Source organism: Streptomyces sp. ISL-100 (assembly GCF_018614615.1).
Classification (GTDB): domain Bacteria; phylum Actinomycetota; class Actinomycetes; order Streptomycetales; family Streptomycetaceae; genus Streptomyces.
In genome coordinates, this window is record NZ_JAGGOK010000021.1 from 15,659 (window position 1) to 39,981 (window position 24,323).

General features: G+C 70.0%; 26 protein-coding genes and 1 pseudogene. 17 read left to right on the forward strand and 10 right to left on the reverse strand.

The features are described from left to right. Positions 1-476: 476 nt before the first annotated feature. Positions 477-1,985, forward strand: a complete 1,509-nt coding sequence (locus J7E89_RS10120) for a glutamate-cysteine ligase family protein (protein WP_214971456.1) — start codon at positions 477-479, stop codon at positions 1,983-1,985. Between the two features lie 21 nt (positions 1,986-2,006). Here the strand turns inward: J7E89_RS10120 and J7E89_RS10125 are convergent, their stop codons facing one another. Next, complete coding sequence (locus tag J7E89_RS10125) at positions 2,007-3,779, reverse strand: substrate-binding domain-containing protein (protein WP_214971459.1); 1,773 nt, start codon at positions 3,777-3,779, stop codon at positions 2,007-2,009. Positions 3,780-3,944: 165 nt separating this feature from the next. Here J7E89_RS10125 and J7E89_RS10130 point away from each other — a divergent pair, with 165 nt between their 5' ends. Then, on the forward strand, positions 3,945-4,745 hold the full coding sequence (locus J7E89_RS10130) for a CPBP family intramembrane glutamic endopeptidase (protein ID WP_214971462.1): 801 nt from the start codon (positions 3,945-3,947) through the stop codon (positions 4,743-4,745). 69 nt (positions 4,746-4,814) lie between these two features. On the opposite strand, the gene J7E89_RS10135 is transcribed toward J7E89_RS10130, so the two are convergent. After that, positions 4,815-5,645 (reverse strand): PhzF family phenazine biosynthesis protein, encoded by an 831-nt coding sequence (locus tag J7E89_RS10135; protein ID WP_214971466.1) that lies wholly within the window; start codon positions 5,643-5,645, stop codon positions 4,815-4,817. 140 nt (positions 5,646-5,785) lie between these two features. On the opposite strand from J7E89_RS10135, the gene J7E89_RS10140 reads away from it, so the two are divergent. After that, entirely contained in the window at positions 5,786-6,376 is a 591-nt protein-coding gene (locus J7E89_RS10140) for a PadR family transcriptional regulator (protein ID WP_214971469.1), read from the forward strand. Between the two features lie 73 nt (positions 6,377-6,449). Here the strand turns inward: J7E89_RS10140 and J7E89_RS10145 are convergent, their stop codons facing one another. After that, positions 6,450-6,878, reverse strand: coding sequence for an SRPBCC family protein (locus J7E89_RS10145; protein ID WP_214971471.1), 429 nt, complete (start codon positions 6,876-6,878; stop codon positions 6,450-6,452). Between the two features lie 191 nt (positions 6,879-7,069). Here J7E89_RS10145 and J7E89_RS10150 point away from each other — a divergent pair, with 191 nt between their 5' ends. The 3 genes from J7E89_RS10150 (at position 7,070) to J7E89_RS10160 (ending at position 9,808) form a co-directional block, all read left to right on the forward strand. Then, positions 7,070-7,606 (forward strand): Clp protease N-terminal domain-containing protein, encoded by a 537-nt coding sequence (locus tag J7E89_RS10150; protein WP_214971475.1) that lies wholly within the window; start codon positions 7,070-7,072, stop codon positions 7,604-7,606. A 40-nt stretch (positions 7,607-7,646) separates the two neighbouring features. Beyond that, positions 7,647-8,669: a DMT family transporter gene (locus tag J7E89_RS10155; protein WP_214971477.1), complete on the forward strand. Its 1,023-nt coding sequence runs from the start codon at positions 7,647-7,649 to the stop codon at positions 8,667-8,669. 161 nt (positions 8,670-8,830) lie between these two features. Continuing rightward, complete coding sequence (locus J7E89_RS10160; RefSeq protein WP_308315421.1) at positions 8,831-9,808, forward strand: EamA family transporter; 978 nt, start codon at positions 8,831-8,833, stop codon at positions 9,806-9,808. A gap of 155 nt (positions 9,809-9,963) precedes the next feature. On the opposite strand, the gene J7E89_RS10165 is transcribed toward J7E89_RS10160, so the two are convergent. Then, positions 9,964-10,626, reverse strand: a complete 663-nt coding sequence (locus tag J7E89_RS10165; RefSeq protein WP_214971482.1) for a pyridoxamine 5'-phosphate oxidase family protein — start codon at positions 10,624-10,626, stop codon at positions 9,964-9,966. Positions 10,627-10,661: 35 nt separating this feature from the next. On the opposite strand from J7E89_RS10165, the gene J7E89_RS10170 reads away from it, so the two are divergent. After that, positions 10,662-11,996, forward strand: coding sequence for an aminotransferase class I/II-fold pyridoxal phosphate-dependent enzyme (locus J7E89_RS10170; RefSeq protein WP_214971485.1), 1,335 nt, complete (start codon positions 10,662-10,664; stop codon positions 11,994-11,996). 122 nt (positions 11,997-12,118) lie between these two features. Here J7E89_RS10170 and J7E89_RS10175 read toward each other — a convergent pair whose 3' ends face one another. After that, positions 12,119-13,084, reverse strand: a complete 966-nt coding sequence (locus J7E89_RS10175) for a DMT family transporter (RefSeq protein ID WP_214971488.1) — start codon at positions 13,082-13,084, stop codon at positions 12,119-12,121. Between the two features lie 74 nt (positions 13,085-13,158). Here J7E89_RS10175 and J7E89_RS10180 point away from each other — a divergent pair, with 74 nt between their 5' ends. Then, the gene (locus tag J7E89_RS10180; RefSeq protein ID WP_214971503.1) at positions 13,159-14,064 is read left to right on the forward strand and encodes a LysR family transcriptional regulator; all 906 of its coding nucleotides are present in this window, start codon (positions 13,159-13,161) and stop codon (positions 14,062-14,064) included. A gap of 42 nt (positions 14,065-14,106) precedes the next feature. Here J7E89_RS10180 and J7E89_RS10185 read toward each other — a convergent pair whose 3' ends face one another. Then, a complete protein-coding gene (locus J7E89_RS10185; RefSeq protein ID WP_214971506.1) occupies positions 14,107-14,574 on the reverse strand; it encodes a pyridoxamine 5'-phosphate oxidase family protein in 468 nt (155 codons plus the stop codon). A gap of 117 nt (positions 14,575-14,691) precedes the next feature. On the opposite strand from J7E89_RS10185, the gene J7E89_RS10190 reads away from it, so the two are divergent. Further along, positions 14,692-15,342 carry a cysteine hydrolase gene (locus J7E89_RS10190; protein WP_214971509.1) on the forward strand — a complete coding sequence of 217 codons (651 nt, stop codon included), beginning with the start codon at positions 14,692-14,694 and terminating at the stop codon, positions 15,340-15,342. On the opposite strand, the gene J7E89_RS10195 is transcribed toward J7E89_RS10190, so the two are convergent. Both J7E89_RS10195 and J7E89_RS10200 read right to left on the reverse strand, forming a co-directional pair. Continuing rightward, the gene (locus J7E89_RS10195) at positions 15,329-15,805 is read right to left on the reverse strand and encodes a Rieske (2Fe-2S) protein (RefSeq protein ID WP_214971512.1); all 477 of its coding nucleotides are present in this window, start codon (positions 15,803-15,805) and stop codon (positions 15,329-15,331) included. The genes J7E89_RS10190 and J7E89_RS10195 overlap by 14 nt on opposite strands. 60 nt (positions 15,806-15,865) lie before the next feature. Further along, the gene (locus tag J7E89_RS10200) at positions 15,866-16,174 is read right to left on the reverse strand and encodes a prolyl oligopeptidase family serine peptidase (protein ID WP_214971515.1); all 309 of its coding nucleotides are present in this window, start codon (positions 16,172-16,174) and stop codon (positions 15,866-15,868) included. 304 nt (positions 16,175-16,478) lie between these two features. Here J7E89_RS10200 and J7E89_RS10205 point away from each other — a divergent pair, with 304 nt between their 5' ends. From J7E89_RS10205 to ung, 6 genes are all read left to right on the forward strand, one after another. Next, positions 16,479-17,369 carry a HipA family kinase gene (locus J7E89_RS10205; RefSeq protein WP_214971518.1) on the forward strand — a complete coding sequence of 297 codons (891 nt, stop codon included), beginning with the start codon at positions 16,479-16,481 and terminating at the stop codon, positions 17,367-17,369. Further along, entirely contained in the window at positions 17,366-17,752 is a 387-nt protein-coding gene (locus J7E89_RS10210) for a DUF3037 domain-containing protein (protein WP_214971521.1), read from the forward strand. Before J7E89_RS10205 ends, J7E89_RS10210 begins: the two co-directional genes overlap by 4 nt. A 159-nt stretch (positions 17,753-17,911) precedes the next feature. Then, a complete protein-coding gene (gene fabG, locus J7E89_RS10215) occupies positions 17,912-18,673 on the forward strand; it encodes a 3-oxoacyl-ACP reductase FabG (RefSeq protein WP_214971524.1) in 762 nt (253 codons plus the stop codon). A 44-nt stretch (positions 18,674-18,717) separates the two neighbouring features. Beyond that, positions 18,718-19,485 (forward strand): SDR family oxidoreductase, encoded by a 768-nt coding sequence (locus J7E89_RS10220; protein WP_214971527.1) that lies wholly within the window; start codon positions 18,718-18,720, stop codon positions 19,483-19,485. A 128-nt stretch (positions 19,486-19,613) separates the two neighbouring features. After that, complete coding sequence (locus tag J7E89_RS10225) at positions 19,614-21,197, forward strand: ABC transporter substrate-binding protein (protein ID WP_308315422.1); 1,584 nt, start codon at positions 19,614-19,616, stop codon at positions 21,195-21,197. Positions 21,198-21,265: 68 nt separating this feature from the next. After that, positions 21,266-21,961: a uracil-DNA glycosylase gene (ung, locus tag J7E89_RS10230; protein ID WP_214971530.1), complete on the forward strand. Its 696-nt coding sequence runs from the start codon at positions 21,266-21,268 to the stop codon at positions 21,959-21,961. Between the two features lie 9 nt (positions 21,962-21,970). Here ung and J7E89_RS10235 read toward each other — a convergent pair whose 3' ends face one another. Continuing rightward, positions 21,971-22,378: a DUF3224 domain-containing protein gene (locus J7E89_RS10235; protein WP_214971533.1), complete on the reverse strand. Its 408-nt coding sequence runs from the start codon at positions 22,376-22,378 to the stop codon at positions 21,971-21,973. A 103-nt stretch (positions 22,379-22,481) separates the two neighbouring features. On the opposite strand from J7E89_RS10235, the gene J7E89_RS10240 reads away from it, so the two are divergent. Both J7E89_RS10240 and J7E89_RS10245 read left to right on the forward strand, forming a co-directional pair. Continuing rightward, on the forward strand, positions 22,482-23,495 hold the full coding sequence (locus tag J7E89_RS10240; protein WP_214971536.1) for a YafY family protein: 1,014 nt from the start codon (positions 22,482-22,484) through the stop codon (positions 23,493-23,495). Positions 23,496-23,553: 58 nt separating this feature from the next. Next, positions 23,554-24,027 (forward strand): hypothetical protein, encoded by a 474-nt coding sequence (locus J7E89_RS10245; protein ID WP_214971539.1) that lies wholly within the window; start codon positions 23,554-23,556, stop codon positions 24,025-24,027. 38 nt (positions 24,028-24,065) lie between these two features. On the opposite strand, the pseudogene J7E89_RS10250 reads toward J7E89_RS10245, so the two are convergent. Further along, positions 24,066-24,323: pseudogene (locus J7E89_RS10250) on the reverse strand (hypothetical protein); the annotation flags it as partial.

Below are 24,323 nucleotides of genomic sequence, written 5' to 3' on the forward strand. Positions count from 1 at the left end.
GTGATGCGTGGGTGTGCGTGGGCGGTGCGGACGGCGCTGTCTGCGTTCCGGGGTCAGAGGGGGGCCGTGGGGCGATGGCCGGGGCGCCAACTCTCTGCCTCGTCTGCGGAGTTTATACGAGCCGTGTTCACATGGTGTTTCTGCTAGCAGTCGTCCGCATTGCGGGCAAGGCCGTATCCGGACCCTTTCCTGCGGAGAATCTACCCATTCATCTGGGGTGTAGGCCCGTGGCCTGGAGAGTTCCGGCGCGAGCGGTAGGCCGAATCTCGTCGGCCCTTTTCACCAGTTTCACCAGCAGCAACCGGGTGGTATCTGCTTTCTGCCGCATGCCGAGTGAATGTGCCACTGAGGTTCTCCAAAGAGAGTACTCGGTGATTGATGGGCGTGGGGCGTTACTGATCAGCCCGCCTGGGCATCATCGACCGTGACGTAAGTGCCCGATGCTGTGAGCCGCCCACTCGAGGAGGGATGCTTCGATGGGGGAGAAGGTCGTGGCAGGCGGGTTCGATCTGTCTGACCGGCAGAGGTACCGGAAGAAACTCCAGCAGTGCCTGGAGGGGCTGGGGCGGCTGCTGGCGGAGAAGCGTTTCGACCGTCCGAAGAACCTCATGGGGGTGGAGATCGAGCTCAATCTCGCGGGGGCCGACGGCATGCCGATGATGATGAACGCGGAGGTGCTCGAGCGGATCGCCAGCCGGGATTTCCAGACCGAACTCGGCATGTTCAATCTGGAAGTAAATATTGTTCCGCACCGGCTGGGAGGCCGTGTTCTCGATCAACTGGCGGAAGAACTGCGCACCGGCCTGGGATATGCCCACAGGAAAGCGAACGAGGTCGGCGCGGGCATCGTGATGATCGGAATTCTGCCCACGCTCGGACGCCATGATCTCGTCTCGGCGAATCTCTCCGATGTCGACCGCTACCAGCTGCTCAACGATCAGATCGTCACCGCGCGGGGGGAGGACTTCACCCTCGACATCTCCGGTGTGGAGCATCTGACCTGCACCTTCGGCTCTATCGCGCCCGAAGCGGCCTGCACGTCCGTGCAGTTGCACCTCCAGGTCACGCCCGGGCGGTTCGCGGACGTGTGGAACGCGGCGCAGGCGGTCTCGGGGATCCAGATCGCACTGGGTGCCAACTCGCCGTTCCTCTTCGGACGCGAGCTCTGGCGCGAGTCGCGGCCGCCCCTCTTCCAGCAGGCCACCGACACCCGCCCGCCGGAGCTGCAGGCCCAGGGCGTACGGCCGCGGACGTGGTTCGGCGAGCGGTGGGTGGAGTCGGCGTACGAGCTCTTCGAGGAGAACCTTCGCTACTTCCCGGCCCTCCTGCCGATCTGCGACGACGAGGACCCGCTCCTGGTGCTCGACGACGGCGGGGTGCCGCGGCTCCAGGAGCTCGTCCTGCACAACGGGACGGTCTACCGCTGGAACCGGCCCGTGTACGGGCTGGCCGACGGCGTACCGCATCTGCGGGTGGAGAACCGGGTGCTGCCCGCGGGGCCGACCGTGACGGATGTGATCGCCAACGCGGCCTTCTACTACGGGCTGGTGCGGGCCCTCGCCGAGGACGCGCGGCCGGTGTGGAAGCGGCTGCCCTTCGAGGCCGCGGAGGAGAACTTCGACACCGCGTGCCGCCGTGGGATCGACGCGGAGATCATCTGGCCGAAGCCGGGGCGCGCCGGCGGGACGGCGCGGGTGCCGGCCGTCAAGCTCGTACGGGACGAACTGCTGCCGCTGGCCGCGGCCGGGCTCGACGCCTGGGGCATCGAGCCCGCGGACCGCGACTACTACCTCGGCGTCATCGAGCAACGGTGCAGGCGGCGCGTGAACGGAGCTTCCTGGCAGGCGGATACGTACCACCGGGCCCTGGACGCCGGTCTGGAGCGCGAAGCCGCGCTGGCCGCCATGACCCGCCGCTACAGCGAGCTGATGCACCAGGGCGATCCGGTGCACACGTGGCCGGTGGGTTTCCCGGGGCCGGCGTGAAAGACCGTGGGGCGGGCCTGATCAGGCGCTCTGGCCCGCCTCCATGATGGCCTTGAGGATTACGGCGTGGATCTCGGCGGGGTCGGTCACCTGGTATCCGCCGCCGCCCGTGACGGAGGCGATCGCCTCGGCCTCCTCCCGGTCGGCGTCCGGGCCCACGGCGATGGCGATCACCGGGAGGGGCCGCTTCGGGTCGGTGAGCTGCTTGAGCTCGGCGATCAGCGCGCTGCGGGAGATGCTGTACCTGTCTTGGTTCGAGCCGTCGGTGAGGAGGACGACGGCGTTGAACTTGCCGCTCGCATAGCCGGCCTGGGCGTCCTTGTAGGCGGCCAGCGTGGTGTCGTACAGGCCCGTCGCGCCGCCCGGCACGGGGGACAGCGCGGAGAACGCGGCCGACAGCTTGTCGCGGTGGGTGCCGCCGCCGGACGCGGGGTCGCCGAGCCGGGTGGTCGCCACCTTCCTGCGGTAGTCGCGCGGGCCGTCGAGGTTCGTGGCGAAGTCCCACAGGCCGATCTCGTCCTCAGGGGTGAACTGCGACAGGGCCTGGAGCAGCGACGCCTTCGTGACGTCCATGCGGGACTGGCCGGCGCGCCCCGGTACGGGGGCGGCCATCGAGCCCGAGGCGTCGACCACCGTCGTCAGCCGGGCGCTCTGAACCGTGATGGTCCACATGCCGAGGGTTTCCTGGACGCTCTCCTGGGACAGCGGTTCGGCCGGATCCGAGGCGTACGGCTGGGGCGCGCGGCCGCCCGCGACCCGTACGACACCTTCGGACACCGGCTTGTTCGGCGTACGGAACCCGCGGTCCGCCAGGAGCTTGCGGCTGTGCGGCTCGCCGAGCAGCGTCATGAAGCGCATGGCCGCGCGGCTCTCGTCGGTCGACAGCTCGGGCTCGTTGACGAGGGCGTACGGGTAGTCGAGCCGCGGAGCGCCGTCCTTCGGGTAGAAGAGCTCCACGCCGGGTGCGCCGCCCGCGGTGTTGTGTGCGAAGGCTGCCTGCTCGGAGAGGAGTAACGCCTGGTTCCGGCGGGGATTGCCCCTCTCCGTACCGGTGTCGTCCCGCGCCAGCGTCCGCAGGACCTGCGGGTCGCTGTCCGAGATGCGCTGCGAGAGGAGCTTGGCGGTGGCCGCGACCTTGGTGTCGCTGTCGGGGTCCGCCTTGTGTGCGGACTGGCCGATACTCGTCAGCGCGAGCAGGCCGGTGGCGCTGCGGGCCGGGTCGGCCGCGCCGAGGCGCAGGGTGTCCTTCTCGGTGGTGGCCGCGGACAGCTCGGCCCAGGTGTACGTCTTCCTGGGCCAGCCCAGTGATTTGGCGGCCGAGGGGACCATGGCCAGGGCGACCGGCGACGACGCGATATTGCCGACCGGGGTCACGGCCGATCCGTCGCCGGAGCCCAGGGCGCGCCGCACCCACAGATCGGAGTCTGGAATCCAGACCTGGTAGTCGGGGTCGGCCCTGCCGGCACCGACCGCGTCGGCGACCATGTACGGGTCGCGGGCGACCACGTCCACGTTGAGGCAGCGGCCGTCGGAGGTGACCTCGCTGTCGCGGGCGTGCCCGGCGACCGCGCGCACGGCCGGGGCGACATCGGGCGAGGCAACCACCTTCAGACGGATGGCGGAGTCCGAGCAGGACCTTGAGAAAGACAGCAGGTCGCCGCGGACGGCGAGCGCCGTTCCCCCCGCCACGCTCAGGACGAGCGCGGTGGCGATGGCGACCGTGCGGCGGTGCGTGCGTGGACCGGACCTGGTGCCGTCGTTCGCTTCGTCGTCGGGCAAGCTGTGACGTCCCATGGCAGTGGAGCCCCTCCTTGAATCTCGAACAAAGAAAAAAGGGGGCTCCGCTACTGGATAGGCGCTCGTCCCCCCGGCCTGTCGCGCGCGATCTTCGTACCTGCATTCGAGACCCTAGCGGGGCGGAGTTGGGGATGAGGCGGGATTGCTGAACTGGAGGCTGGTGTGCAGGCAGAGGTGGGGCGGGTGGCCGAATTTCCTCCCGGGCCGGGGGTGACACGACAGATCTTGCGGATCGAAGTCGTGGTTGTGCTCGCGCTCTCGCTGGGCGCGAGCGGGGTGTCGTCCCTGATCAGGTTTGTCGGAGCCGTCACGAAACCGGGTGGGCTCAAGGACCAGGCGGCGCATCTCAATACGTCGGCCACGCCTGGGCGGCCGTGGCTGGATCTCGCCTGGCAGCTGTTCGGCATCACGTCGGCGCTGGTGCCTGTCGCACTGGTCGCGTACCTGCTGATGCGGGAGGGAGCGGGGCTGCGCGCGGTCGGATTCGACCGTACGAGGCCGTGGCCGGACCTGGGGCGCGGGGTGCTGGTCGCGGCGGGCATCGGCAGCGCCGGGCTCGCGTTTTATCTGGTCGCCATCGAGTCGGGGTTCAACCTCACGGTGGTGCCGGAATCGCTGCCGCCGGTGTGGTGGAAGTTCCCTGTGCTCGTCCTGTCCGCGATGCAGAACTCCGTACTGGAGGAAGTCATCGTCGTCGGGTATCTGCTGCGCAGGCTCGACCAGTTGGGGTGGTCGCCGACGGCAGCTCTGGCGGCGAGCTCGGTGCTGCGTGGCTCGTACCACCTGTATCAGGGCATCGGCGGCTTCATCGGCAACATGGTGATGGGTGCGGTGTTCGTGCTGCTGTACCGGCGGTGGGGGCGGGTGGGGCCGCTGGTCGTGGCCCACACGCTGCTGGATGTGGGGGCGTTCGTGGGGTACGCCCTGCTGGCGGGCAAGGTGCCGTGGCTTCCGACCTTGTAGCCGTGAGGCGTGAGGCGTGAGGAGTGAGGAGGGGGCGTACGGAAGATTCGTACGCCCCCTTCGGGTTTGTCAGGCCAGTAGCTCGCCGTCGATGACGGTGACGGCGCCGCCGGTCAGCAGGGTGCGGGCGCCGCGCAGTGAGGTGGCGACAAGTCCCGAGCGGGCCGAGGCCTGGAGGCCGGTCAGCTCGTCGCGGCCGAGGCGCGGCGACCAGTACGGGGCGAGGGCCGTGTGCGCGCTGCCGGTTACGGGGTCCTCGTCGATGCCGAGCTGGGGGAAGAAGCAGCGCGAGACGAAGTCGTAGCCCCGGGAGGGGTCTTCGGCGGCCGCCGTGGCGATGATGCCGCGCTCGGAGTGGGCGACGAGGCCGGGGAAGTCGGGCGTGAGCGCGCGTACGGTCTGCTCGTCGGCCAGCTCTACCAGCAGGTCGCCGATGTGCGGACCGGTGTCGTGGGCGGAGAGGATCTTGACGCCGCCCAGGGCTTCGCCGATGCCGTCAGGCACCGGGACCGCGGTGAGCGGCGCGGTCGGGAAGTCGAGGGTGAAGGTGCCGTCGTCCTGCGCGGTGGCGGTGAGGATGCCGCAGAGCGCCGAGAAGCGCACGGCGCCGGTGGGAGTGCCAGTAGTCGCGCCTGTCGTGTGCAGGACGTGGGCCGTCGCCAAGGTGGCGTGGCCGCACATGGCGACCTCGCCGGTGGGCGTGAACCAGCGCAGCGCCCAGTCCGCGTCGCCACCCGCGGGGAGCGGATGCGCGAAGGCGGTCTCGGAGAGGTTCACCTCGGCCGCCACCTGCTGGAGCCACGCGTCGTCGGGGAACGTACCGGAGTCCAGCAGCAGGAATCCGGCCGGGTTGCCGGCGAACGGGCGGTCGGTGAAGGCGTCGACGATTCGAATCCGCATGGACACGAACGGTAGAGGCGGTACGAAGCCGCAGGCCAAGGCCAATTTCGTACGGCTGGCCCTTTTAGTGCTTGTCGGGCGACAGGTTCCGATATATCGTTGGAGTATCGCGACTGATCAACGATGGAAGGAGCGTAGTGATGCGTTCACATGGACATGGGGACTGCGGGCCCGGCCATCACGGTCCTGGTGGATTCGAGGGGCGGCGTGCCGCCTTCGGTCCCTTCGGGCCGCCGTTCGGCGGGCCTTGGGGCGGTGGCGGACGTGGTCGGGGCGGCGGACCGCGGGGCAGGGCGCGGCGTGGCGACGTACGCGCGTCGATCCTTGCGCTGCTGGTGGACCGGCCCATGCACGGCTACGAGATGATTCAGGAGATCGGCGAGCGCAGCGGCGGGGCCTGGCGGCCCAGCCCCGGCTCGGTCTACCCGACACTCCAGCTGCTTGAGGACGAAGGCCTGATCGTCAGTGAGAGCGAGGGCGGCAAGAAGCTGTTCACACTCACCGACGCAGGGCGTACCGAGGCCGGGGCGGGGCCGCAGGCTCCGTGGGAGGAAGCGGGGCGCGGCGTCGACTGGGAGACGATGAACGAGGTCCGGCAGGCCGGATTCGGGCTGATGGAGGCGTTCGGCCAGGTCTGGAAGACCGGCTCGGCCGAGCAGCGGCAGAAGGCTCTCGCCGTCATCAACGAGTCCCGCAAGAAGCTCTATCTGATCCTTGCCGACGAGGGCTGAGGCGGCGGGGGCAAGCCTCACCGAGCGCGGCGCTCCGCGGGCAACCGCGGGGCGCCGTTGTCCGTATGGAGTCTCAGGTGACCAGGCCGTTGAGCTTGCGCAGCGATTCGCTCAGGGCCGCGCCCGCCGAGTCCTTGAGCTTGCCCGCCATCAGGGAGACGGCGGCGCCGGTGAACTCCCCCTCGATGCGTACCCGGGTTCCGTCGCCGTCGGGCGTGAGCGAGTAGCGCATGGCGAGGTTGACGCCCATCGGGCCCTTCCCTGTCGTCGCGAGCAGCCGGGCCGGCTTCAGCTCCTCGACCGTCCAGGTGACCTCCGCGGGGAAGCCCATGAGCTTCATGTTCTCCTCGTACGTCGCCGAGACCTCGAGCACCGCGGGGCCGCCCTTGGGGAAGCTGGTGTGGGTCGCGTTCCACTCGGCGTACGAGGTGAAGTCCGTCAGCTGCGCCCAGATTTTCTCGGCCGGTGCCCCGATGTGTGCCTCCGCGCTGGCTTCGGCCATGCGACCACCCCTTCTCGTCGGCTGCGTGTCGCGGAACGTAGCCGGGTGGGGCGGAACATTCAATACTGATGAACTGTCAGATCTCATCCGTAAGGAGGAGAGCGGGGGCGCGGTTGCCCAACTTCGGTGGGATGCGCAAATGCTCCCCGGCGGGGATGTTCCCGGCGACGGCGACTGATGAGGTGGGAGGTGTGCAAAGCCGTACGCCGCGGGTACCCCACCAGCCCGCTCTCCACTGTGCAGACATCGACGCCAGGCTCACCGCGGAGCTCGCCTCGGTGGTCGCGGGCGCGCGCAGGCGGGCGCTGCGGGACGGCGACCGGCAGATCGACACCGCGCATCTGCTGCACTCGGTGATCGAGTCCGACCCCGAAGTCAGGGCCGCGTTCGACGGCGGTCCGCCGCAGGTCGCCAGGGTGCTCGGCTACCTCGTGCAGCGCAGCATCGGCTACGGGCTGCGCTGGCAGGGCGCCGTGGAGGATTCCGGCACGGTGCCCGTGGTGCGGGACTCGGCGGGCGTGGCGGGCTGGTCGCCCGCCGCTGTCACGGCCATGGAGGGCGCCCTGGAGCGCGCCGCGGCGCGCGGCGACCAGCGCGCACGCGGGCTCGACCTGCTCGCCGTACTCGCCTCGGATGCCGAGTGCCGGGCGGTCGAAGTGCTCCGGCAGGCCGGTGTGGACGCGGAACTGCTGGCGGGACGCCTCTTCGAAGAGTCTCGTCAGGCGTGACAGGGGTGACGCTCCTGACCTCAACTGGCATGATGTCCCGATGCACGCGTCTCAGGGGAAGAGCGCCGGCCTGGGACTTGCCCTCGTGTCGGCGTTCGCATTCGGTGGTTCAGGAGTTGCGGCCAAGCCGCTGATCGAAGCGGGGCTCGACCCGCTGCACGTGGTGTGGCTACGGGTGGCGGGCGCCGCTCTCGTCATGCTGCCGGTGGCCTGGCGCCACCGCGACCTGCTGCTGCGCAAGCCCGCCCTGCTCGCCGGTTTCGGACTGCTCGCGGTCGCCGGTGTGCAGGCCTTCTACTTCGCCTCGCTGTCCCGGATCCCGGTCGGCGTCGCGCTGCTCATCGAATATCTCGCCCCGGCGCTGGTGCTCGGATGGGTTCGGTTTGTGCAGCGCAGGCCGGTGACGCGTGCCGCCGCGGTCGGTGTCGTGCTGGCCGTGGGTGGCCTGGCTTGCGTGGTCGAGGTTTGGGCCGGGCTGAGCTTCGACGCACTGGGGCTGCTGTTCGCACTCGGCGCGGCCTGCTGTCAGGTCGGCTACTTCGTGCTCTCCGACCAGGGCAGTACGGGCGAGGACGCGGCCGACCCGCTGGGTGTCATCGCGTACGGACTGCTCATCGGTGCCGCGGTGCTGACCGTGGTGGCGCGCCCCTGGGGCATGGACTGGTCGCTGCTCGCGGGGCGTGCGGAGCTGGGTGGGACGGATGTGCCGGCCGCGCTGCTGCTCGGCTGGATCGTACTGATCGCCACCGTCGTCGCGTACGTCACGGGTGTGGTGTCGGTGCGCAAGCTGTCACCTCAGGTGGCCGGTGTGGTGGCCTGCCTGGAGGCGGTCATCGCGACCGTACTGGCGTGGGTGCTGTTGCGGGAGCATCTGTCCGCGCCGCAGATCATCGGCGGGGCCGTGGTGCTCATCGGTGCCTTCATCGCACAGTCGTCGGCGCCCAAGGCTGCTCCGGGCGGGCCGGTCGCGGGTGGGTCGGCGAGTGGCGTGGGTGTAGGCGCGGATGCGGGTGTGGGCGCGGGTGCGGATACGGAGTTGTCCGCCGGGCGGACCGCGCCGTAGGGTGACGATCATGCTTATGACTGTGCTTCCGCCTCCCGCCGCGTAACGCGGGCGGCATTGCCGAAGACGAAGACCGGGCTCGGGCAGTCCCCGAGCGGTTCGTCGCTGCCCGCGTGCGGAGTCGAGCGACCACCTGTCCCGTCTTCACGCGGAGAAGTCACGTGTCGAAATCTTCCTGTCCTTCCTCAGGCCTGCCCGTTGGGCGTGGCCTGATTTATCTCATCGTCGCCGGAACTGCCTGGGGCACCGCTGGAGCGGTCGCCTCCCTCACTTTCCTGGCCAGCGATCTCGGGCCGCTCGCCCTGTCCTTCTGGCGTTGCGCCGGTGGGCTGGTGCTGCTCGTGGCCGCGCGTGCGGTGCACCGACGCCGGGTTGTCGCGGCGGTTGTCGCGCCCGTCGAGCCGCGCAGGCGGCGGCTGATGCGCATTCTTGTCACCGGCCTGGGGCTTACGGTCTTCCAGAGCGCGTACTTCGCGGCCGTGCAGGCCACCGGGCTCGCCGTCGGGACCGTCGTCACCATGGGCGCGGGGCCGGTCCTGATCGCGCTGGGTGCGCGGCTGACCATGGGGGAGCGGCTGGGGCGCGCCGGGGCACTCACCGTGGTCGGTGCGGTCGTCGGGCTCGCCGTGATGGTGCTGGGCGGCGGGGATGCGTCGGTGCGGCCCGCCGGCGTCTTCTTTGCGTTGCTTTCGGCGGGCGGGTACGCGGCTATGACGTTGCTGACGCGGCGGCTCGGGCGTGACGGGGGCGGCGCCGATCCGTTCCATACGACCGCGTGGGCGTTCGCCATCTGCTCGTTGTGTCTGCTGCCGTTCGCGGCTGCCGAGGGGCTGCTGCCGCACACCGCCGATCCGGTGCGGGTGGTGTGGCTGCTGGTGTACATGGCTACGGTGCCGACGGCGCTTGCGTACGCCCTTTACTTCGCCGGGGCGGCGGTTGTCCGGTCCGCGACCGTGTCGGTGATTACGTTGCTGGAGCCGGTGAGCGCGGCCGTCATCGCGGTTGTCCTGTTGGGTGAGCGGCTGGCGGTGGCCACCGTGGTGGGGACGCTGTTGCTGCTCGCGGCGGTGGCGGGGCTCGCGGTCGCGGAGGCGCGGACGGTGGCGTTGGGGCGTAGGGCAGAGGTGGTTCTCGCGTAGCGGGGCGGGGGCGGGTGGGGCGCGGGCGGTTTCCCCCACCCCACCCGCCCGTTCCCCACCTGGGGCGCTGCCCCGGGCCCCAGGTCCTCGAACGCCGGACGGGCTTGGTGCGTCGCCCGGCAGTCCGTTCCCCGCCGGCTGCCCTGAGTCGTGGCTCAGAGTGTGGTCAGGTAGTCCGGGAGCGTGATGGCCGGGTCCAGGTCGGCTGCCGGGATCGGGGCGCCGTAACCGCGCGTCAGAGGGATTACGCCTGTCCAGTGCGGGAGTGAGGCGTCCTCGGGCTCGTCGTTGGGGCCGCCGGTGCGTACCTTCGCGGAGACCTCCTCCAGGTCCAGGCGGATCACGGCGGTCGCCGCGAGCTCCTTGGTGTTGGCCGGGCGCGAGTCGTAGGAGCGGCCGGGGACAACGTGGTCGACCAGTGCGTCGAGGGCGGTGCGGCGCTCTTCCTCGTCGATGACCTCGTAAGCGATGCCGTGAACCACCACCGAGCGGTAGTTGATGGAGTGGTGGAAGGCGGAGCGGGCCAGGACGAGGCCGTCGACGTGCGTGACCGTCAGGCAGACCGCGAGGCCGGGGTCTGCCTGGCCGGCCATGCGCAGGGGGCGGGATCCAGTGGAGCCGTGCACGTAGAGGCGCTCGCCGACGCGGCCGTAGAGGGTCGGCAGGACCACGGGAGCGCCGTCGCGGACGAAGCCGAGATGGCAGACGTAACCCTCGTCGAGTATCGCGTGAACCTGCTCGCGGTCGTACGACGCGCGTTCCCGGGAACGGGTGGGGACCGTGCGCTCGGAAGGCGCGTAGGACGTGGTGTCCGCCATTGGAATCTCCATTGCATTAGTGCATAATGAGCTTTGTGCTAGGAGACTATCGGATCAGTGGGCGGCGTGCATCTGAGATCGCCGCGAGTGTGGAGCGTGCGGTCGGTTCCGGGGAGCTGGAGCCGGGACAACTGCTGCCGCCCATGAGGGAGTTGGCGGGGGAGCTGGGGGTCAATCCGAATACGGTCGCGGCCGCGTACCGCACACTGCGGGAACGAGGGGTGATCGAGACCTCGGGTCGCCGAGGCAGCCGGGTGCGTCCCCGGCCGGCCAGTACGGCGCGGGAGCTGATCAGGGTCGACGTACCGCCCGGCGTGCGCGACTTGAGTGAGGGCAATCCTGATCCCGCGCTGCTGCCGCCGCTGCACGACGCGTTCGCGGCCGCGACACAGCACAACGCGCGGCAGCCGGGGCTGTACGGGCAGAATCCCGTGGACGAGGACTTCGCGCGCCTCGTGCGGGCCGCGTTCGACGCGGACGGAGTGCCGGGCGGTCCTGTAGCCGTCACCTCGGGATCGCTCGACGCGATCGAGCGTGTACTGGCCGCGCACCTGAAGCCGGGTGACGCGGTCGCGGTCGAGGACCCGGGGTGGAGCAGCCTGCTCGATCTGATTCCCGCGCTCGGGCTGAGCGCCGTACCCGTGGCGCTCGACGACGACGGGCCGCTGCCGGGTGAGGTCGAACGGGCCCTTCGTGGCGGGGCGCGGGCGCTCGTGGTCACCGACCGGGCGCAGAATCCGACCGGTGCGGTGGTGAGCGCCGCGCGGGCGGAGGAGCTGCGCCGGGTTCTGGCGGCGTATCCGGGAGTGCTGCTGATTGAGGACGATCACGGGCACGCCATTGTCGATCTGCCCGTACATCCGCTCGCGGGCGTGACGGACCACTGGGTGTTCGTACGGTCCGTCGCCAAGGCGTACGGTCCGGATCTGCGGCTCGCCATGATGACCGGCGACCCGGTCACGGTGGACCGGGTGGCGGGGCGGCAGCGGCTCGGGCCGGGGTGGGTCAGCCGGCTGTTGCAGCGGGCGGTTGTTGATCTGTGGGAGGCGGGAGCCGTGGACGTACGGGCTGTCTCGCGTGCGTACGGCGAGCGGCGCGACGCACTGGTGGGGGCGTTGGCGGAGCGGGGGGTCGAAGCGCACGGGCGCAGTGGGCTGAATGTGTGGGTGCCGGTGGCGGACGAGACGGGGGTGGTGGCGCGGCTGCTGCACTCGGGGTGGGCCGTCGCTCCTGGTGCGCGGTTCCGGATGGCGGCGGGGCCGGGTGTGCGGGTGACTGTTTCGGCCATGATGCCGGCCGACGTCGGGCCGCTGGCCGACGCTGTTGCCGTGGCGGCGGGGCCGGCGCCGGTGGGGCGGCGCTATGGCTGAGGGTGTCCTGCGGAGCTCTTCCCCGCCCCTTCCCGCTGTGTCACTGCTCCGCCGCGTCGGGGCTCTGCCGGGGCCCGGTCCTCCAACGCCCGACGGGCTGGGTGTTGGGGCGCGGCTTCTCGTCAGTTGCGGCTTCGGGCCCGGCTCTGGGTAAGTGCCGCGCCCGCCAGGACGATGAGGGCGCCCACCGGGGTGTTCCAGCTGAGGTGTTCACCCAGCAGTGTCACGCCCGCGACTGTGGCGATGACCGGGATGAAGTACGTGACCATCTGCGCCGTCGTGGGGCCGACCTCCGCCACCAGGTCGTACTGGAGGAGCATGGCCAAGCCGGTGCCGAGTGCGCCGAGTGCCACCACCGCGAGCAGCGGCACGACCGGGAACGACGTCGGCATGGTGGTGAACAGCGGGGTCACCACGGCGAGTTGGACCGTACCGAGGAGAAGCTGCGCGCCCGTCATGGACAGGGCGGAGTTGCCGCTGCCCGCGAGGGTACGGCGCAGGTAGATCCAGCCGATCGGGTAGCTGAGGGAGGCCAGCAGCGCCATCGCCGTGCCGCCGAAGTCCAGCCCCGAGAAGCCCTGCCACGCGCCCAGCACGGTCAGTACGCCGATGAAGCCGATGCCGAGTCCCGCGACGCGGCGGCGGGTCGGGCGGTCCTCGGAGAAGGCGACCAGCGAGAGCACCATCCCCCACAGCGGTGAGGTGGCGTTGCAGATGCCGGCGAGCGTCGAGGGGATCGTCAGCTCGGAGTAGGCGAAGAGCGAGAACGGCAGGGCGTTGAGGAAGAACGCGGCGACGGCGAGATGGCCCCATGTGCGGGCGCCGCGCGGCAGCCCCACCCGCTTCACCGCCATCGCGGCGACGAGCACGGCCGTACCGAAGAGCAGTCGCCCGAGGGTCACTTGGAAGGGTGCGTACGCCTCCGTGCCGACCTTGATGAACAGGAAACTGAAGCCCCAGATGAGCGCGAGCACCGAGAACCGGATGCGCCAGTCCAGGGCCGGGCGGCGGACGGGCGGGGGAGGGGCGTCGGCGGCAGCGGCGGGGGCGGCGGGCGATGCGGCGCGGGATGTGGACGTCGAGCTCATGGTGGTTACCCTGGCCCGCTCAACTTCGTAGCACAAGCGAGATTTCGTGGACGGCATCACTTAGCATCGCTTACATGTTGAATTTGGAGCGCCTGCGTACGCTCGACGCCCTCGCCCGGCACGGCTCGGTCAGCGGCGCGGCCGAGGGGCTGCACGTGACGACCTCCGCCGTTTCGCAGCAGATGGCCAAGCTGGAGCGCGAGGTCGGCCAGCCGCTGCTCGCCAAGAACGGCCGCGGCGTCCGCCTCACCGACGCCGGGCGGCTGCTCGCCGACCACGCCGCGCGCATCCTCTCCCAGGTCGAGCTCGCCCAGGCCGACATCGAGGCACAGAGCGGGCGGGCCGTCGGGGACCTCACTGTCGCCGCCTTCCCCACGGCGGCGCGCGGTCTGCTGCCGTCGGCCCTTGCCGCACTTCGTGCCGAGCATCCGCAACTGCGGGTGCAGATGCGGGAGATGGAGCCCGCCGAATCGGTACGCGGGGTCGTGCGGGGCGACTTCGATCTCGCCGTCGTACTCGACTGGTACAACAGGCCGCTCTCCATGCCGGAGGGGCTCGCGAAGCAGGAGCTGCTCCACGACCCCGCCGACGTCGCCATGCATGTCGACCATCCGCTCGCGGGCCGCACCACCGTGGATCTGGAGGAGTTCGCCGACGACGACTGGGTCACCTGGGCGGAGGGGGAGTTCTGTCACGAGTGGCTGATGTTCACGCTGCGCGGGAAGGGGGTCGAACCCCGGATCGCGCATGTCGCCGAGGAGCACGCCACCCAGCTCGCGCTGATCGCCGAGGGGCTCGGGGTGTGCGTGGCGCCACGGCTGGGGCGCGGTCCTGTGCCGGAGCGGGTCCGCGTCGTACCGGTGCGGCATGCGATGCGGCGGCATGTGTACGCCGTCTGGCGCGCCGACGCGGACCGGCGGCCCTCCATTCGCGCGGCGGTCGACGCGCTGTGCGCGGCGGGCACGGCCGTCGTCAGCTGAGGGCAGGATCGGGCGGCCTGAACGGAGGCCCGGGACCCTGGGTCAGAGGCCGACCATCTTGCGGAAGTCCCAGGACGTCATCGCGTCCGGCGTCAGCCGCAGCCAGGCGTGCCGCCCGTCGTGCGGCATCTGCGTCATGCCGAAGTACTTGCGGGGGAACAGCCGCTCCGGTACGTCGAGTTCCGGACACGGCTCACCCGTGCGCGGCGCCTCTCCCACGAAGACGGCGGTGCCGGACAGCTCGATGCCGCGCAGTTCGCCGTACTCCACGCCGTCGTCCACGACCACGGCCAGCCGGGCGTCCTTGCGCAGCTGTGCCCAGCGGCGGCTGCGCGTGATCGAGTACAGCCACAGCGAAGTGCCGTCCCAGACGAACCACAGGGCGCCGACGTGCGGGGCGCCGTCCGCCGAGACCGTCGCCACCCGGCAGGTGCGCTGCTCGGTGAGGAAGGCGTCCCGCTCGGCGTCCGTCATCATGATGCGGCGGCCTCTGCGCTGTGTGGCGGTCATCGGCGTCCGTCCCCTCCATCGCTCAACGGTTTCTGACTCAGTGTCAGGAATCATGGGGTCTCTTCCCTCATCGCGCAATGGCCGTTAGCCTCGCGCGCTCAGAACCGAGGAGGAGCCTTGCCGTCGTACGAACAGCTCGCGGAGCAGCTCGATCCGGCGACCACCGTGCTGCTCACCGTGGAATGCCAGCAGGGTGTCGTCGGCCCGGACAGCGCACTTCCCGAACTCGCCAGAGAAGCCCGTTCCTCGGGGGCCCTGGTACGCGTCGCGCGGCTGGTCGCCGGAGCGCACGAGGCCGGGGTGCAGGTGGTGCACGCGGTGGCGGAACGGCGTCCCGACGGGCGCGGCGCCAGCCACAACGCACGGCTGTTCCGCGCCGCCGCGCGGCTGCCCGTACAGCAGCTCACGGGAACGACCGCGGTGCGCGTCGCGGAACCGATCGAAGTCGCGGACGAGGACCTCGTCGTACGGCGGCTGCACGGCCTTTCGCCGCTCTCCGGTACGGACGTTCCCGCACTGCTGCGCAACCTCGGCTGCCGCACCCTGATGGTCACGGGTGTCTCGGCCAATGTGGCGATTCCCAATGCCGTCTTCGACGCGGTGAACCTCGGCTACACGGCCGTCGTGCCCTCGGACGCCATCGCGGGGGTGCCTTCCGACTACACCCCCGCGATGATCCGCAATACGCTCGCCCTCGTCGCCACGATCACCACGACCGACGCGGTGCTCGCCTGCTGGAAGCGTCCCCGGCGGGTCAGGCAAGGGTGATCGAGTCGCCCTCGACCTTGATGGCGGCGGCCGGGAGCGGCGCTTTCGCCGGGCCGCCCTTCACGCTGCCGTCCGTCGCGTCGAACATGCTCCCGTGGCAGGGGCAGTTGATCATCCCGTTCGCGACGTCCTTGACCGCGCAGCCCTGGTGGGTGCACTTCGACGAGAACGCCTTGAACTGCCCCGCTGTGGGCTGGGTGACGACCAGCCCCTTGTCGGCGAAGACCTTGCCGCCGCCCTCCGGGATGTCGGCCGTCTTGGCCAGTACTGCGCCCGCGTCTCCGCCACCGCTGCCGCCCGCCTCGCCCCCGCCGCCCGCGGGCTTGTCGACAGCGGTACCGGCCGGGCTGTCACTGTCCGATCCACCGCAGGCCGTCAGCGCGGCGGCGACCCCGGCCGCGCCCACCGCGGCGACGACCGTACGGCGGCCGAACAGCCGCCCTGTCTCCTGAGATCCCGTCATGCGGCACTCCTCTTCGACGACTGGCTACGTGATGTTGTACGCGGGAGCCGACCCCGGCGTTCAGCACCCGAGCGATTTCTTCAGGAAGTCGAGTTCCAGCAGCAACAGGGTGTCCGCCACGCCTTCCTGGGTAACGATCACCAGCGGCCGGGTCAGCTTGCCGGCGTGCTCGACGAGTGAGCAGCGCTCGTAGACGTCGGGGCGGTGCAGTACGGCGGCGGCCGCCAGATAGCCGCCGAAGGACCAGCCACGGATCCCGACCCGCCCCAGGTCCAGGTCGTACGGTCCAGAGCTCGCCTCCCAGGGCGTACGCCACCACGCGGGCCTCCCGGTCGGTCGCGTACGCCACGACCCCCTGGCACGTCTCACGGGCACGCTCCCGGCGGATCCGCTCGGCCTCGGGAACGTCACCTGCGCCCTCGGGCCCGGCGAGTATCCGCTCGTTCCCGTCCTCGTACAGCCACAGCCTGCTGAGCGGGTCGTCGCCCGCGTCCGACCGTACGAACAGGACCCGTTGGCCGTCGGGCGAGACAGTGAACCGGCGGGGGACCCCGAGTGATAAGCGGCGCGTACGGGCGAACTGGCGAGGAAAAGCCTGGGCGTCCATCGGGGCACTCTAGGGGGCGCGAATAAGTGATCGAGAACCTCGCCGGTACGGCAGTAATCTGGGGAAATGCTCTCCGAAGTCACAGCGACCCGCTACGTCACGCCCTTGCGTGAGGGCGGCTCGCTCCCGGGGATCGTCGAGGCCGACGATCTCGGTACCTACGTCATGAAATTCACCGGCGCGGGACAGGGCCGCAAGACCCTGGTCGCCGAAATCATCTGCGGAGAACTGGCCCGCAGGCTCGGGCTGCGCGTCCCCGAACTCGTCACCATCCAGCTCGACCCGGTGATCGGCCTGGGCGAGCCGGACCAGGAGGTGCAGGAACTGCTCAAGGCGAGCGGCGGACTGAACCTCGGGATGGACTACCTCCCCGGATCGATCGGGTTCGACCCGCTCGCGTACGAGGTCGACCCGGCCGAGGCGGGCCGGGTGGTGTGGTTCGACGCGCTGATCAACAACGTCGACCGCTCCTGGCGCAACCCCAACATGCTCGTCTGGCACGGCGATCTGTGGCTCATCGACCACGGCGCGACCATGATCTGGCACCACAACTGGCCGACCGCCCGGAGCGCGTCCGCGAAGCCGTACAACGCCTCGGACCACGTGCTCGCGCCCTTCGGCCCCGACATCACGGCCGCGGCCGCCGAGCTGGCGCCGCTGGTCACCGAGGAGCTGCTGACCGAGGTCGCCGCCGAGGTCCCCGTCGAGTGGCTGGTCGACGAGCCCGGCTTCGAGGGCACCGAAGCGCTGCGCCGCGCCTACGTCGACGCCCTGCTGCCGCGCGCCGCGACGATCCACGACCGGATCACGCTGAGCGCCCCGGCCAGGGACAAGCCGTCGCAGGCTCCGGGGTGGCTGACGGATCACCTGAAGCCGTGGCCGCACCCGACCAAGGAGGACAGGCAGGACAAGCAGAACAGGCAGGGCAAGCAAGACAAGAAGGACGGCGCACAGTGAGCACCACGCGGGATGTCTTCGAGTACGCGCTGGTGCGCGTGGTGCCGCGCGTGGAGCGCGGCGAAATGTTCAACGCGGGTGTGCTCGTCTACTGCCGCGCCAAGTCCTTCGTCGCCGCCAGGACCCACCTCGACGAGGCCAAGCTGAAGGCGCTGGACCCAGACGCCGACGTAGCGGGCGTACGGGCCGCCCTGCGCGCCGTGGAGGGCGTCTGTGGCGGCGGGGAGGCGGCGGGCCAGGCGGCGGGCGACGACGCGGGCCGGCGCTTCCGCTGGCTAGTCGCGCCGCGCAGCACTGTCGTGCAGCCGGGGCCCGTGCACACGGGCCTCACGGCGGATCCGGAGGCGGAGATCGAGCGTCTGCTCGACCTGCTGGTGCGGTGATCTGCGCTACGGAATCCCCGGGTCGTTCCTTGGGCCGTTGACACCGCGTGCCATGGCTTCTAGCGTCACGTCTGCTGAAGCTACTAAGCGGTTGCTCAGTGATCGGGTACTCACTCTCGGTCGACTTGAGCGCCGCATCCAAGGGCGAGGAGAACCAGCATGTCCACCACCGAGCAGCGTGTCGCGATCGTGACCGGGGCGGCGCGCGGCATTGGCGCCGCCACCGCGGTCCGTCTTGCGGCCGAGGGCCGCGCCGTCGCCGTACTCGACCTCGACGAGGCCGCGTGCAAGGACACCGTCGAGAAGATCACCGCGGCGGGCGGCACCGCCCTCGCCGTCGGCTGTGACGTCTCCGACAGCGCCCAGGTCGAGGCCGCCGTCGCGCGCGTCGCCGCGGAGCTCGGTGCGCCGACGATCCTCGTGAACAACGCGGGTGTCCTGCGTGACAACCTGCTCTTCAAGATGAGCGAGTCCGACTGGGACACCGTGGTGAACGTGCACCTCAAGGGCGCGTTCCTGATGGCCAAGGCTTGCCAGAAGCACATGGTGGACGCCAAGTTCGGCCGTATCGTCAGCCTTTCCAGCAGCTCGGCGCTCGGCAACCGCGGCCAGGCGAACTACTCCGCCGTCAAGGCCGGTCTGCAGGGCTTCACCAAGACCCTCGCCAAGGAGCTGGGCAAGTTCGGCATCACGGCCAACGCCGTCGCGCCCGGCTTCATCGTCACCGAGATGACCGCGCAGACCGCCGCCCGCGTGGGCATGGGCTTCGAGGAGTTCCAGGCCGCCGCCGCCACCCAGATCCCGGTGCAGCGCGTCGGCACGCCGGACGACATCGCCAACGCCATCGCCTTCTTCACGGGCGAGGATGCCGGTTTTGTCTCCGGCCAGGTCATGTACGTCGCCGGCGGCCCGCTCAACTGACGCCGATCGATCGACGCCGCTCAACTGACGAGGGACTGAAAAACATGGCTGCTGAGGCAGAGGTACGGGACAGCGGGAAGGTCGCGCTCATCACGGGCGCGAGCCGCGGAATCGGTTACGGCGTCGCCGAGGCGCTCGTCGCCCGCGGCGACCGGGTGTGCATCACCGGGCGTAACGAGGACGCGCTCAAGGAGGCCGTGGAGAAGCTCGGCGCGGACCGGGTGATCGGCGTCGCGGGCAAGGCCCACGACGAGGCGCACCAGGCGATCGCCGTCGAGCGCACCATGGAGGCGTTCGGGCGGGTCGACTTCCTGATCAACAACGCCGGCACGAACCCGGTCTTCGGGCCGATCGCGGAGCTGGACCTGGGTGTCGCCCGCAAGACGTACGAGACCAACGTGATCTCCGCGCTCGGGTTCGCGCAGCAGACCTGGAAGGCGTGGCAGAAGGAGAACGGCGGGGCGATCGTCAATATCGCCTCGGTCGCCGGCCTCTCCGCCTCGCCCTTCATCGGCGCGTACGGCATGAGCAAGGCGGCGATGGTCAACCTGACCCTCCAGCTGGCGCACGAGTTCGCGCCGGGCGTACGGGTCAACGCGATCGCGCCTGCTGTGGTGAAGACCCAGTTCGCCCAGGCGCTCTACGACGGCCGCGAGGCGGAGGCTGCCGCGGCGTACCCGCTGGGACGGCTCGGCGTTCCCGAGGACATCGGGGGAGCGGCTGCCTTCCTCACCTCGGACCAGTCCGACTGGATTACGGGGCAGACACTCGTCGTGGACGGCGGTATCTTCCTGAACGCTGGCGTCCACTGAGTCGTTTTACTCCATTTTTACTCTGGATGTGCTGGATTACGCCCAAGCGCCCTGCCGGGTCTGCTCGTTGAGCCGGCGGGGTGCTGCGGTATGGTCTGCCGACCCATGGCTGATCGAGGAGCGTGCACGTGTTCAACCGGACCAGATGTCTGCAGTCCGCTGCAGCCCTTGTGTCCATATCCCTGCTGACGACCGGCTGCGGGATGCTGTCCAGTGATCAGTCCGACACGGAGCAGAAGCTCGCTGTCGGTACTACGAGCACGCCCAGCACACTCGACCCGGCCGGCGCATGGGACGGTTCCTGGGAGCTGTACAGAAACGTCTTCCAGACGCTTGTGAGCTACCCCACAGGGAGCACCACACCGGAGCCCGACGCTGCCGAGAAGTGCTCCTTCACGGACAGCTCGAACCAGGTGTACACCTGCACGCTCCGCGAGGGCCTCACCTTCTCCGACGGAACGGCGCTGGACGCCAAGGCGGCGAAGTACTCGATCGACCGGATTGTCGAGATCGGCGAGAAGGGAGGCCCGAGCGGGCTTCTCTCCAGCCTCGACAAGGTGGAGACGAGCGGCAACCGGAAGATCACCTTCCGGCTAAACAAGCCGGATGCCACCTTCCCGTTCGTGCTCGCCACACCCGCGATGTCGATGGTGAGCCCCGCGGACTACCCGAAGGACAGGCTCCGCACGGGCAACCAGCTGACCGGTTCGGGCCCGTACAACCTCGCGTCGTACGAGCCGCAGAAGCTGGCCGAGCTCGTGAAGAACCCGAAGTACGAGGGGTTCGCCGATCTCAAGAACGACGCCGTCACGATCCACTACTACAAAGACTCCGCCGTGATGGTGGACGCGCTGAAGAAGAAGGAGATCGACGCGACGTTCCGCGGTCTGACCGCGGAGCAGGTCATCGATCTGGAGGGCCAGCCCAAGGAGAAGGAACTCCAGGTCGTCGAGGCGGTCGGCGCCGAGATCCGCTACCTGGTGTTCAACCCCAGGGACCCGGCCGCGCGCAAGCCCGCCGTCCGCCGGGCCATCGCCCAGGTGGTCGACCGTGGTGCGCTCGTCGACAAGGTCTACAAGGGCACCGCCGAGCCTCTGTACTCCATGATCCCGAGCGGCGTCGCCGGTCACGCGACCAGCTTCTTCGACACCTACGGTGAGCCCAGTGTGCCGAAGGCGCGGAACATTCTCGCCGAGGCGGGCATCACCGAGCCGGTCCCGCTGACCTTCTGGTACACCTCGGACCGGTACGGATCGGCCACCGCGCTGGAGTTCGCCGAGCTGAAGCGGCAGCTGGACGAGTCCGGGCTGTTCAAGATCAAGCTGAAGCACCGGCCCTGGAACGAGTTCGCCAAGGGCTACCAGAAGGGCGAGTACCCGGTGTTCGGCCGCGGCTGGTCCCCGGACTTCCCGGACCCGGACAACTTCGTCGCCCCCTTCGTCGGTGAGAACAACGCCGTCGGTACGCCGTACGACACCCCGGAGATCACGGCCAGCCTGCTGCCGAAGACACGGCAGGAGAGCGACCGGGCCGCGGTGGGCGACCAGTTCGGGCGCGCGCAGGAGATCCTGCTCGAGGACGTCCGTCTGCTGCCGCTGTGGCAGGGCAAGCTGTACGTCGCCGCCTCCGACGAGATCGCGGGCGCCGAACGGGCGCTGGACCCGCAGACGATCATGCAGGTGTGGCAGCTGCACAAGAAGACCAGCTGGTAGGAACCGTTGTCAGTGGCCGCGGGTAGGTTCTTTGATGAAGAACTGATCGTTTACCGGAGGTTGTTGACGTGACCGACACCGACATGCTGCCCGAGTCCTGGCGCGGCGTCCTCGGAGACGAGCTGCAGAAGCCCTATTTCCAGCAGCTCACCGAATTCGTCGAGAAGGAGCGGGCGAACGGGCCGGTCTACCCGCCGCGCGAGGAGGTCTTCGCCGCCCTGGACGCCACACCGTACGACCGGGTGAAGGTCCTGGTCCTCGGCCAGGACCCGTACCACGGCGAAGGGCAGGGGCACGGGCTGTGCTTCTCGGTGCGGCCGGGCGTCAAGGTGCCTCCGTCCCTGCGGAACATCTACAAGGAGATGAACGCGGAGCTGGGCACCCCGATCCCGGACAATGGCTATCTGATGCCGTGGGCCGAGCAGGGTGTCCTGCTGCTCAACGCCGTACTGACGGTGCGGGCCGGCGAGGCGAACTCCCACAAGGGCAAGGGGTGGGAGACGTTCACGGACGCGGTGATCCGCGCCGTGGCCTCGCGGCCCGACCCGGCGGTCTTCGTGCTCTGGGGCAATTACGCCCAGAAGAAGCTTCCGCTGATCGACGAGGAGCGGCACGTGGTGGTGAAGGGCGCGCACCCTTCGCCGCTCTCGGCGAAGAAGTTCTTCGGGTCCCGGCCGTTCACGCAGATCAACGAAGCGGTGGCGGCGCAGGGGCACCAGCCCATCGACTGGACTGTGCCCAACCTCGCTGATCTGCCTGCTTGATCTGCCTGATCAGCCCAGTTGGTAGCTGAAGGTGTACGGGACGGACGGCTCGCCGTGTCGCGCGGTGTAGCCGCCCGTCCCGCTCAGCCCGGCCAGAGCGCCGGTGCCACTGCCCGGTACGACCTCGAAGGTGCAGTGGACCGTGCCGTCCTCGCCGAAGGTGCCCCGCTCCTCGACTGCGAACGTCCCCTCGCGGCCGTCCACGGAGCCGCTGAACAGCTGGTGACCGGCGAAGACGCCGGTCTTCCCGGTCACGTAAGCGATGGAGTACTCGCACGTGGTCCCGGCTGCGTCGATGGCGCCGGTGAAGGTGTTGGTTACGGAGGCGCGGGCCAGCTTGGAGGCCTCGTCCGTCCCGGCGACCGGGGTCTCGTCCCAGTTGGCGAAGGTGAAGCTGCCGGTGGCCTGTGTGGGCATGGAGGTTCCTTTCAACAGTCGGCGCGACACTCTCGCGCTCCTGGGAACCAGCATCCAGTCCGTACCTGACACCTTCTGTCAGGTACGCGGGCAGACTTGGCCCATGCGCGCCGACCGACTGCTCTCCCTGCTCCTGCTGCTGCAGAACCGGGGCCGGATGACCGCCCCCGAACTGGCCGCCGAGCTGGGCGTCTCCGTCCGTACCGTCTACCGGGACGTCGAGGCGCTCGGCGCGTCCGGGGTTCCGGTGTACGCCGACCGCGGCCCGGTCGGCGGCTACCGCCTGATGGACGGCTACCGCACCCGGCTGACCGGCCTGACGAGTGACGAGGCGGGATCGCTCCACTTCGCCGGCATGCCTGCGGCGGCGGCCGAACTGGGCCTCGCCGCCGACCTCACCACGGCGCAGCTCAAGTTGGGCGCAGCACTGCCCGACGGCCTCGGTGAACGCACTCGGCGTGTCCAGGAGCGGTTTCACCTCGACGCCCCCGCCTGGTTCCGGGACGCGGACCCCGCGCCGTACCTCGCCGAAGTCGCCGGGGCGGTCTGGCGGCAGCGGCTGCTGCGCGTCCACTACCGGAGCTGGCGGGGTGACGTACACCGCCAACTGGGGCCGCTGGGCGTCGTACTGAAGGGCGGGAACTGGTATCTCGTGGCGGACGCCGGGGAGTCGGTGCGTACTTACCGGGTGTCGCGGATGCTCGCGGCGGAGGCACTGGAGGAGGGCTTCGAGCGGCCGGCCGGGTTCGATCTGGCGGCGTACTGGCAGGAGAGCGCGCGCCGGATGGAGGCCGGGGTGCTGCGGGGCGAGGCCCGGCTGCGGGTGTCACCGCGTGGCCTGAGGCTGCTGCCGGTTCAGTTCGGGGCGGCCGGATCAGAGGCTGTACGGGCGGCGGGGCCGCCGGACGAGGAAGGGTGGGTCGAGACCGTACTGCGCGTCGAGGCGCTGCCCGTGGCGCTGGGGGATCTGCTGCGGCTGGGGCTGGAGGCGGAGGTGCTCGGGCCGCCGGAGCTGCGCGCGGAGGTTGCCCGTACGGTCACCGGCCTGGCTCAGCGCTACCAGGACGGTGCGGCCGCGCGCCCGAGCCTGAGCCGGATTGTCAGTGGTGGGGTCTAGCGTCGAGATCGTCGGGATTACTGGCTTTGCGTGCCGCGGGCGACAGGAGAACCAGGTCATGGAGCAGCAGGAGACGTCCGAGGACGTCACGATGACGCGGATCGGGCAGGCGATCATGCTTCTCCACGCCGGCGACCGCGAGGAGGCGCGCAACCGCCTCGGCGAGCTGTGGACGGAGATCGGCGAGGACGGCGACCCGTTCCACCGCTGCACGCTCGCGCATTACATGGCGGACACGCAGGGCGACGCCGGGGACGAACTGGCCTGGGATCTGCGGGCGCTGGCCGCCGCCGACGGGCTGACCGACGAGCGGGTGGCCCGGCACGACTCCTCGGTCGCGGTGCGCGGGTTCTATCCCTCACTTCATCTCAACCTCGCCGCCGACTATCTGAAGCTGCACCGTCCGGACGCCGCGCGCACCCATCTGGGGCGGGCGCGGGCGGCGTCGGATGCGCTGGGGGACGACGGTTACGGGGAAGGGGTGAGGGCGGCCATCGACCGGCTCGAGCGAAGGATCGCGGACGCGGGCTGATCAAATGTGCGGGCGTCAGTGCGGCGTCGGTGCGGGCGTCAACGCCCGTATGTCTCGCGGCAGATGCGGGCCTGGGCGCTGTCGTGCTGCCAGCCGCCGTATCCCTCGCCGAGCGCGCAGACGTCGGCTCCCGCTCCCGCTCCCGTGGCGGGGGCAGGCAGGGACGGGAGGATGCGCGGCACCGGTACGGCGGGTGTGGGGGGTGCGGGGGCGGCGGGTGCGGGCCGTGCGGGGGGCGGGGCCGGACCTGTTGCGGGGCGGCGGGGTGGTGCGGGGGCCGCGGGGCGGCGTACCTC

What these genes read in the sequence shown, in the direction of transcription:
- J7E89_RS10120 (WP_214971456.1), top strand. Translation starts at nt 477, where the DNA reads ATGGGGGAGAAGGTCGTGGCAGGCGGGTTCGATCTGTCTGACCGGCAG.
- J7E89_RS10125 (WP_214971459.1), bottom strand. Translation starts at nt 3,779, where the DNA reads ATGGGACGTCACAGCTTGCCCGACGACGAAGCGAACGACGGCACCAGG.
- J7E89_RS10135 (WP_214971466.1), bottom strand. Translation starts at nt 5,645, where the DNA reads ATGCGGATTCGAATCGTCGACGCCTTCACCGACCGCCCGTTCGCCGGC.
- J7E89_RS10140 (WP_214971469.1), top strand. Translation starts at nt 5,786, where the DNA reads ATGCGTTCACATGGACATGGGGACTGCGGGCCCGGCCATCACGGTCCT.
- J7E89_RS10145 (WP_214971471.1), bottom strand. Translation starts at nt 6,878, where the DNA reads ATGGCCGAAGCCAGCGCGGAGGCACACATCGGGGCACCGGCCGAGAAA.
- J7E89_RS10155 (WP_214971477.1), top strand. Translation starts at nt 7,647, where the DNA reads ATGCACGCGTCTCAGGGGAAGAGCGCCGGCCTGGGACTTGCCCTCGTG.
- J7E89_RS10165 (WP_214971482.1), bottom strand. Translation starts at nt 10,626, where the DNA reads ATGGCGGACACCACGTCCTACGCGCCTTCCGAGCGCACGGTCCCCACC.
- J7E89_RS10175 (WP_214971488.1), bottom strand. Translation starts at nt 13,084, where the DNA reads ATGAGCTCGACGTCCACATCCCGCGCCGCATCGCCCGCCGCCCCCGCC.
- J7E89_RS10180 (WP_214971503.1), top strand. Translation starts at nt 13,159, where the DNA reads ATGTTGAATTTGGAGCGCCTGCGTACGCTCGACGCCCTCGCCCGGCAC.
- J7E89_RS10185 (WP_214971506.1), bottom strand. Translation starts at nt 14,574, where the DNA reads ATGACCGCCACACAGCGCAGAGGCCGCCGCATCATGATGACGGACGCC.
- J7E89_RS10195 (WP_214971512.1), bottom strand. Translation starts at nt 15,805, where the DNA reads ATGACGGGATCTCAGGAGACAGGGCGGCTGTTCGGCCGCCGTACGGTC.
- J7E89_RS10205 (WP_214971518.1), top strand. Translation starts at nt 16,479, where the DNA reads ATGCTCTCCGAAGTCACAGCGACCCGCTACGTCACGCCCTTGCGTGAG.
- fabG (WP_214971524.1), top strand. Translation starts at nt 17,912, where the DNA reads ATGTCCACCACCGAGCAGCGTGTCGCGATCGTGACCGGGGCGGCGCGC.
- J7E89_RS10220 (WP_214971527.1), top strand. Translation starts at nt 18,718, where the DNA reads ATGGCTGCTGAGGCAGAGGTACGGGACAGCGGGAAGGTCGCGCTCATC.
- J7E89_RS10235 (WP_214971533.1), bottom strand. Translation starts at nt 22,378, where the DNA reads ATGCCCACACAGGCCACCGGCAGCTTCACCTTCGCCAACTGGGACGAG.
- J7E89_RS10240 (WP_214971536.1), top strand. Translation starts at nt 22,482, where the DNA reads ATGCGCGCCGACCGACTGCTCTCCCTGCTCCTGCTGCTGCAGAACCGG.
- J7E89_RS10245 (WP_214971539.1), top strand. Translation starts at nt 23,554, where the DNA reads ATGGAGCAGCAGGAGACGTCCGAGGACGTCACGATGACGCGGATCGGG.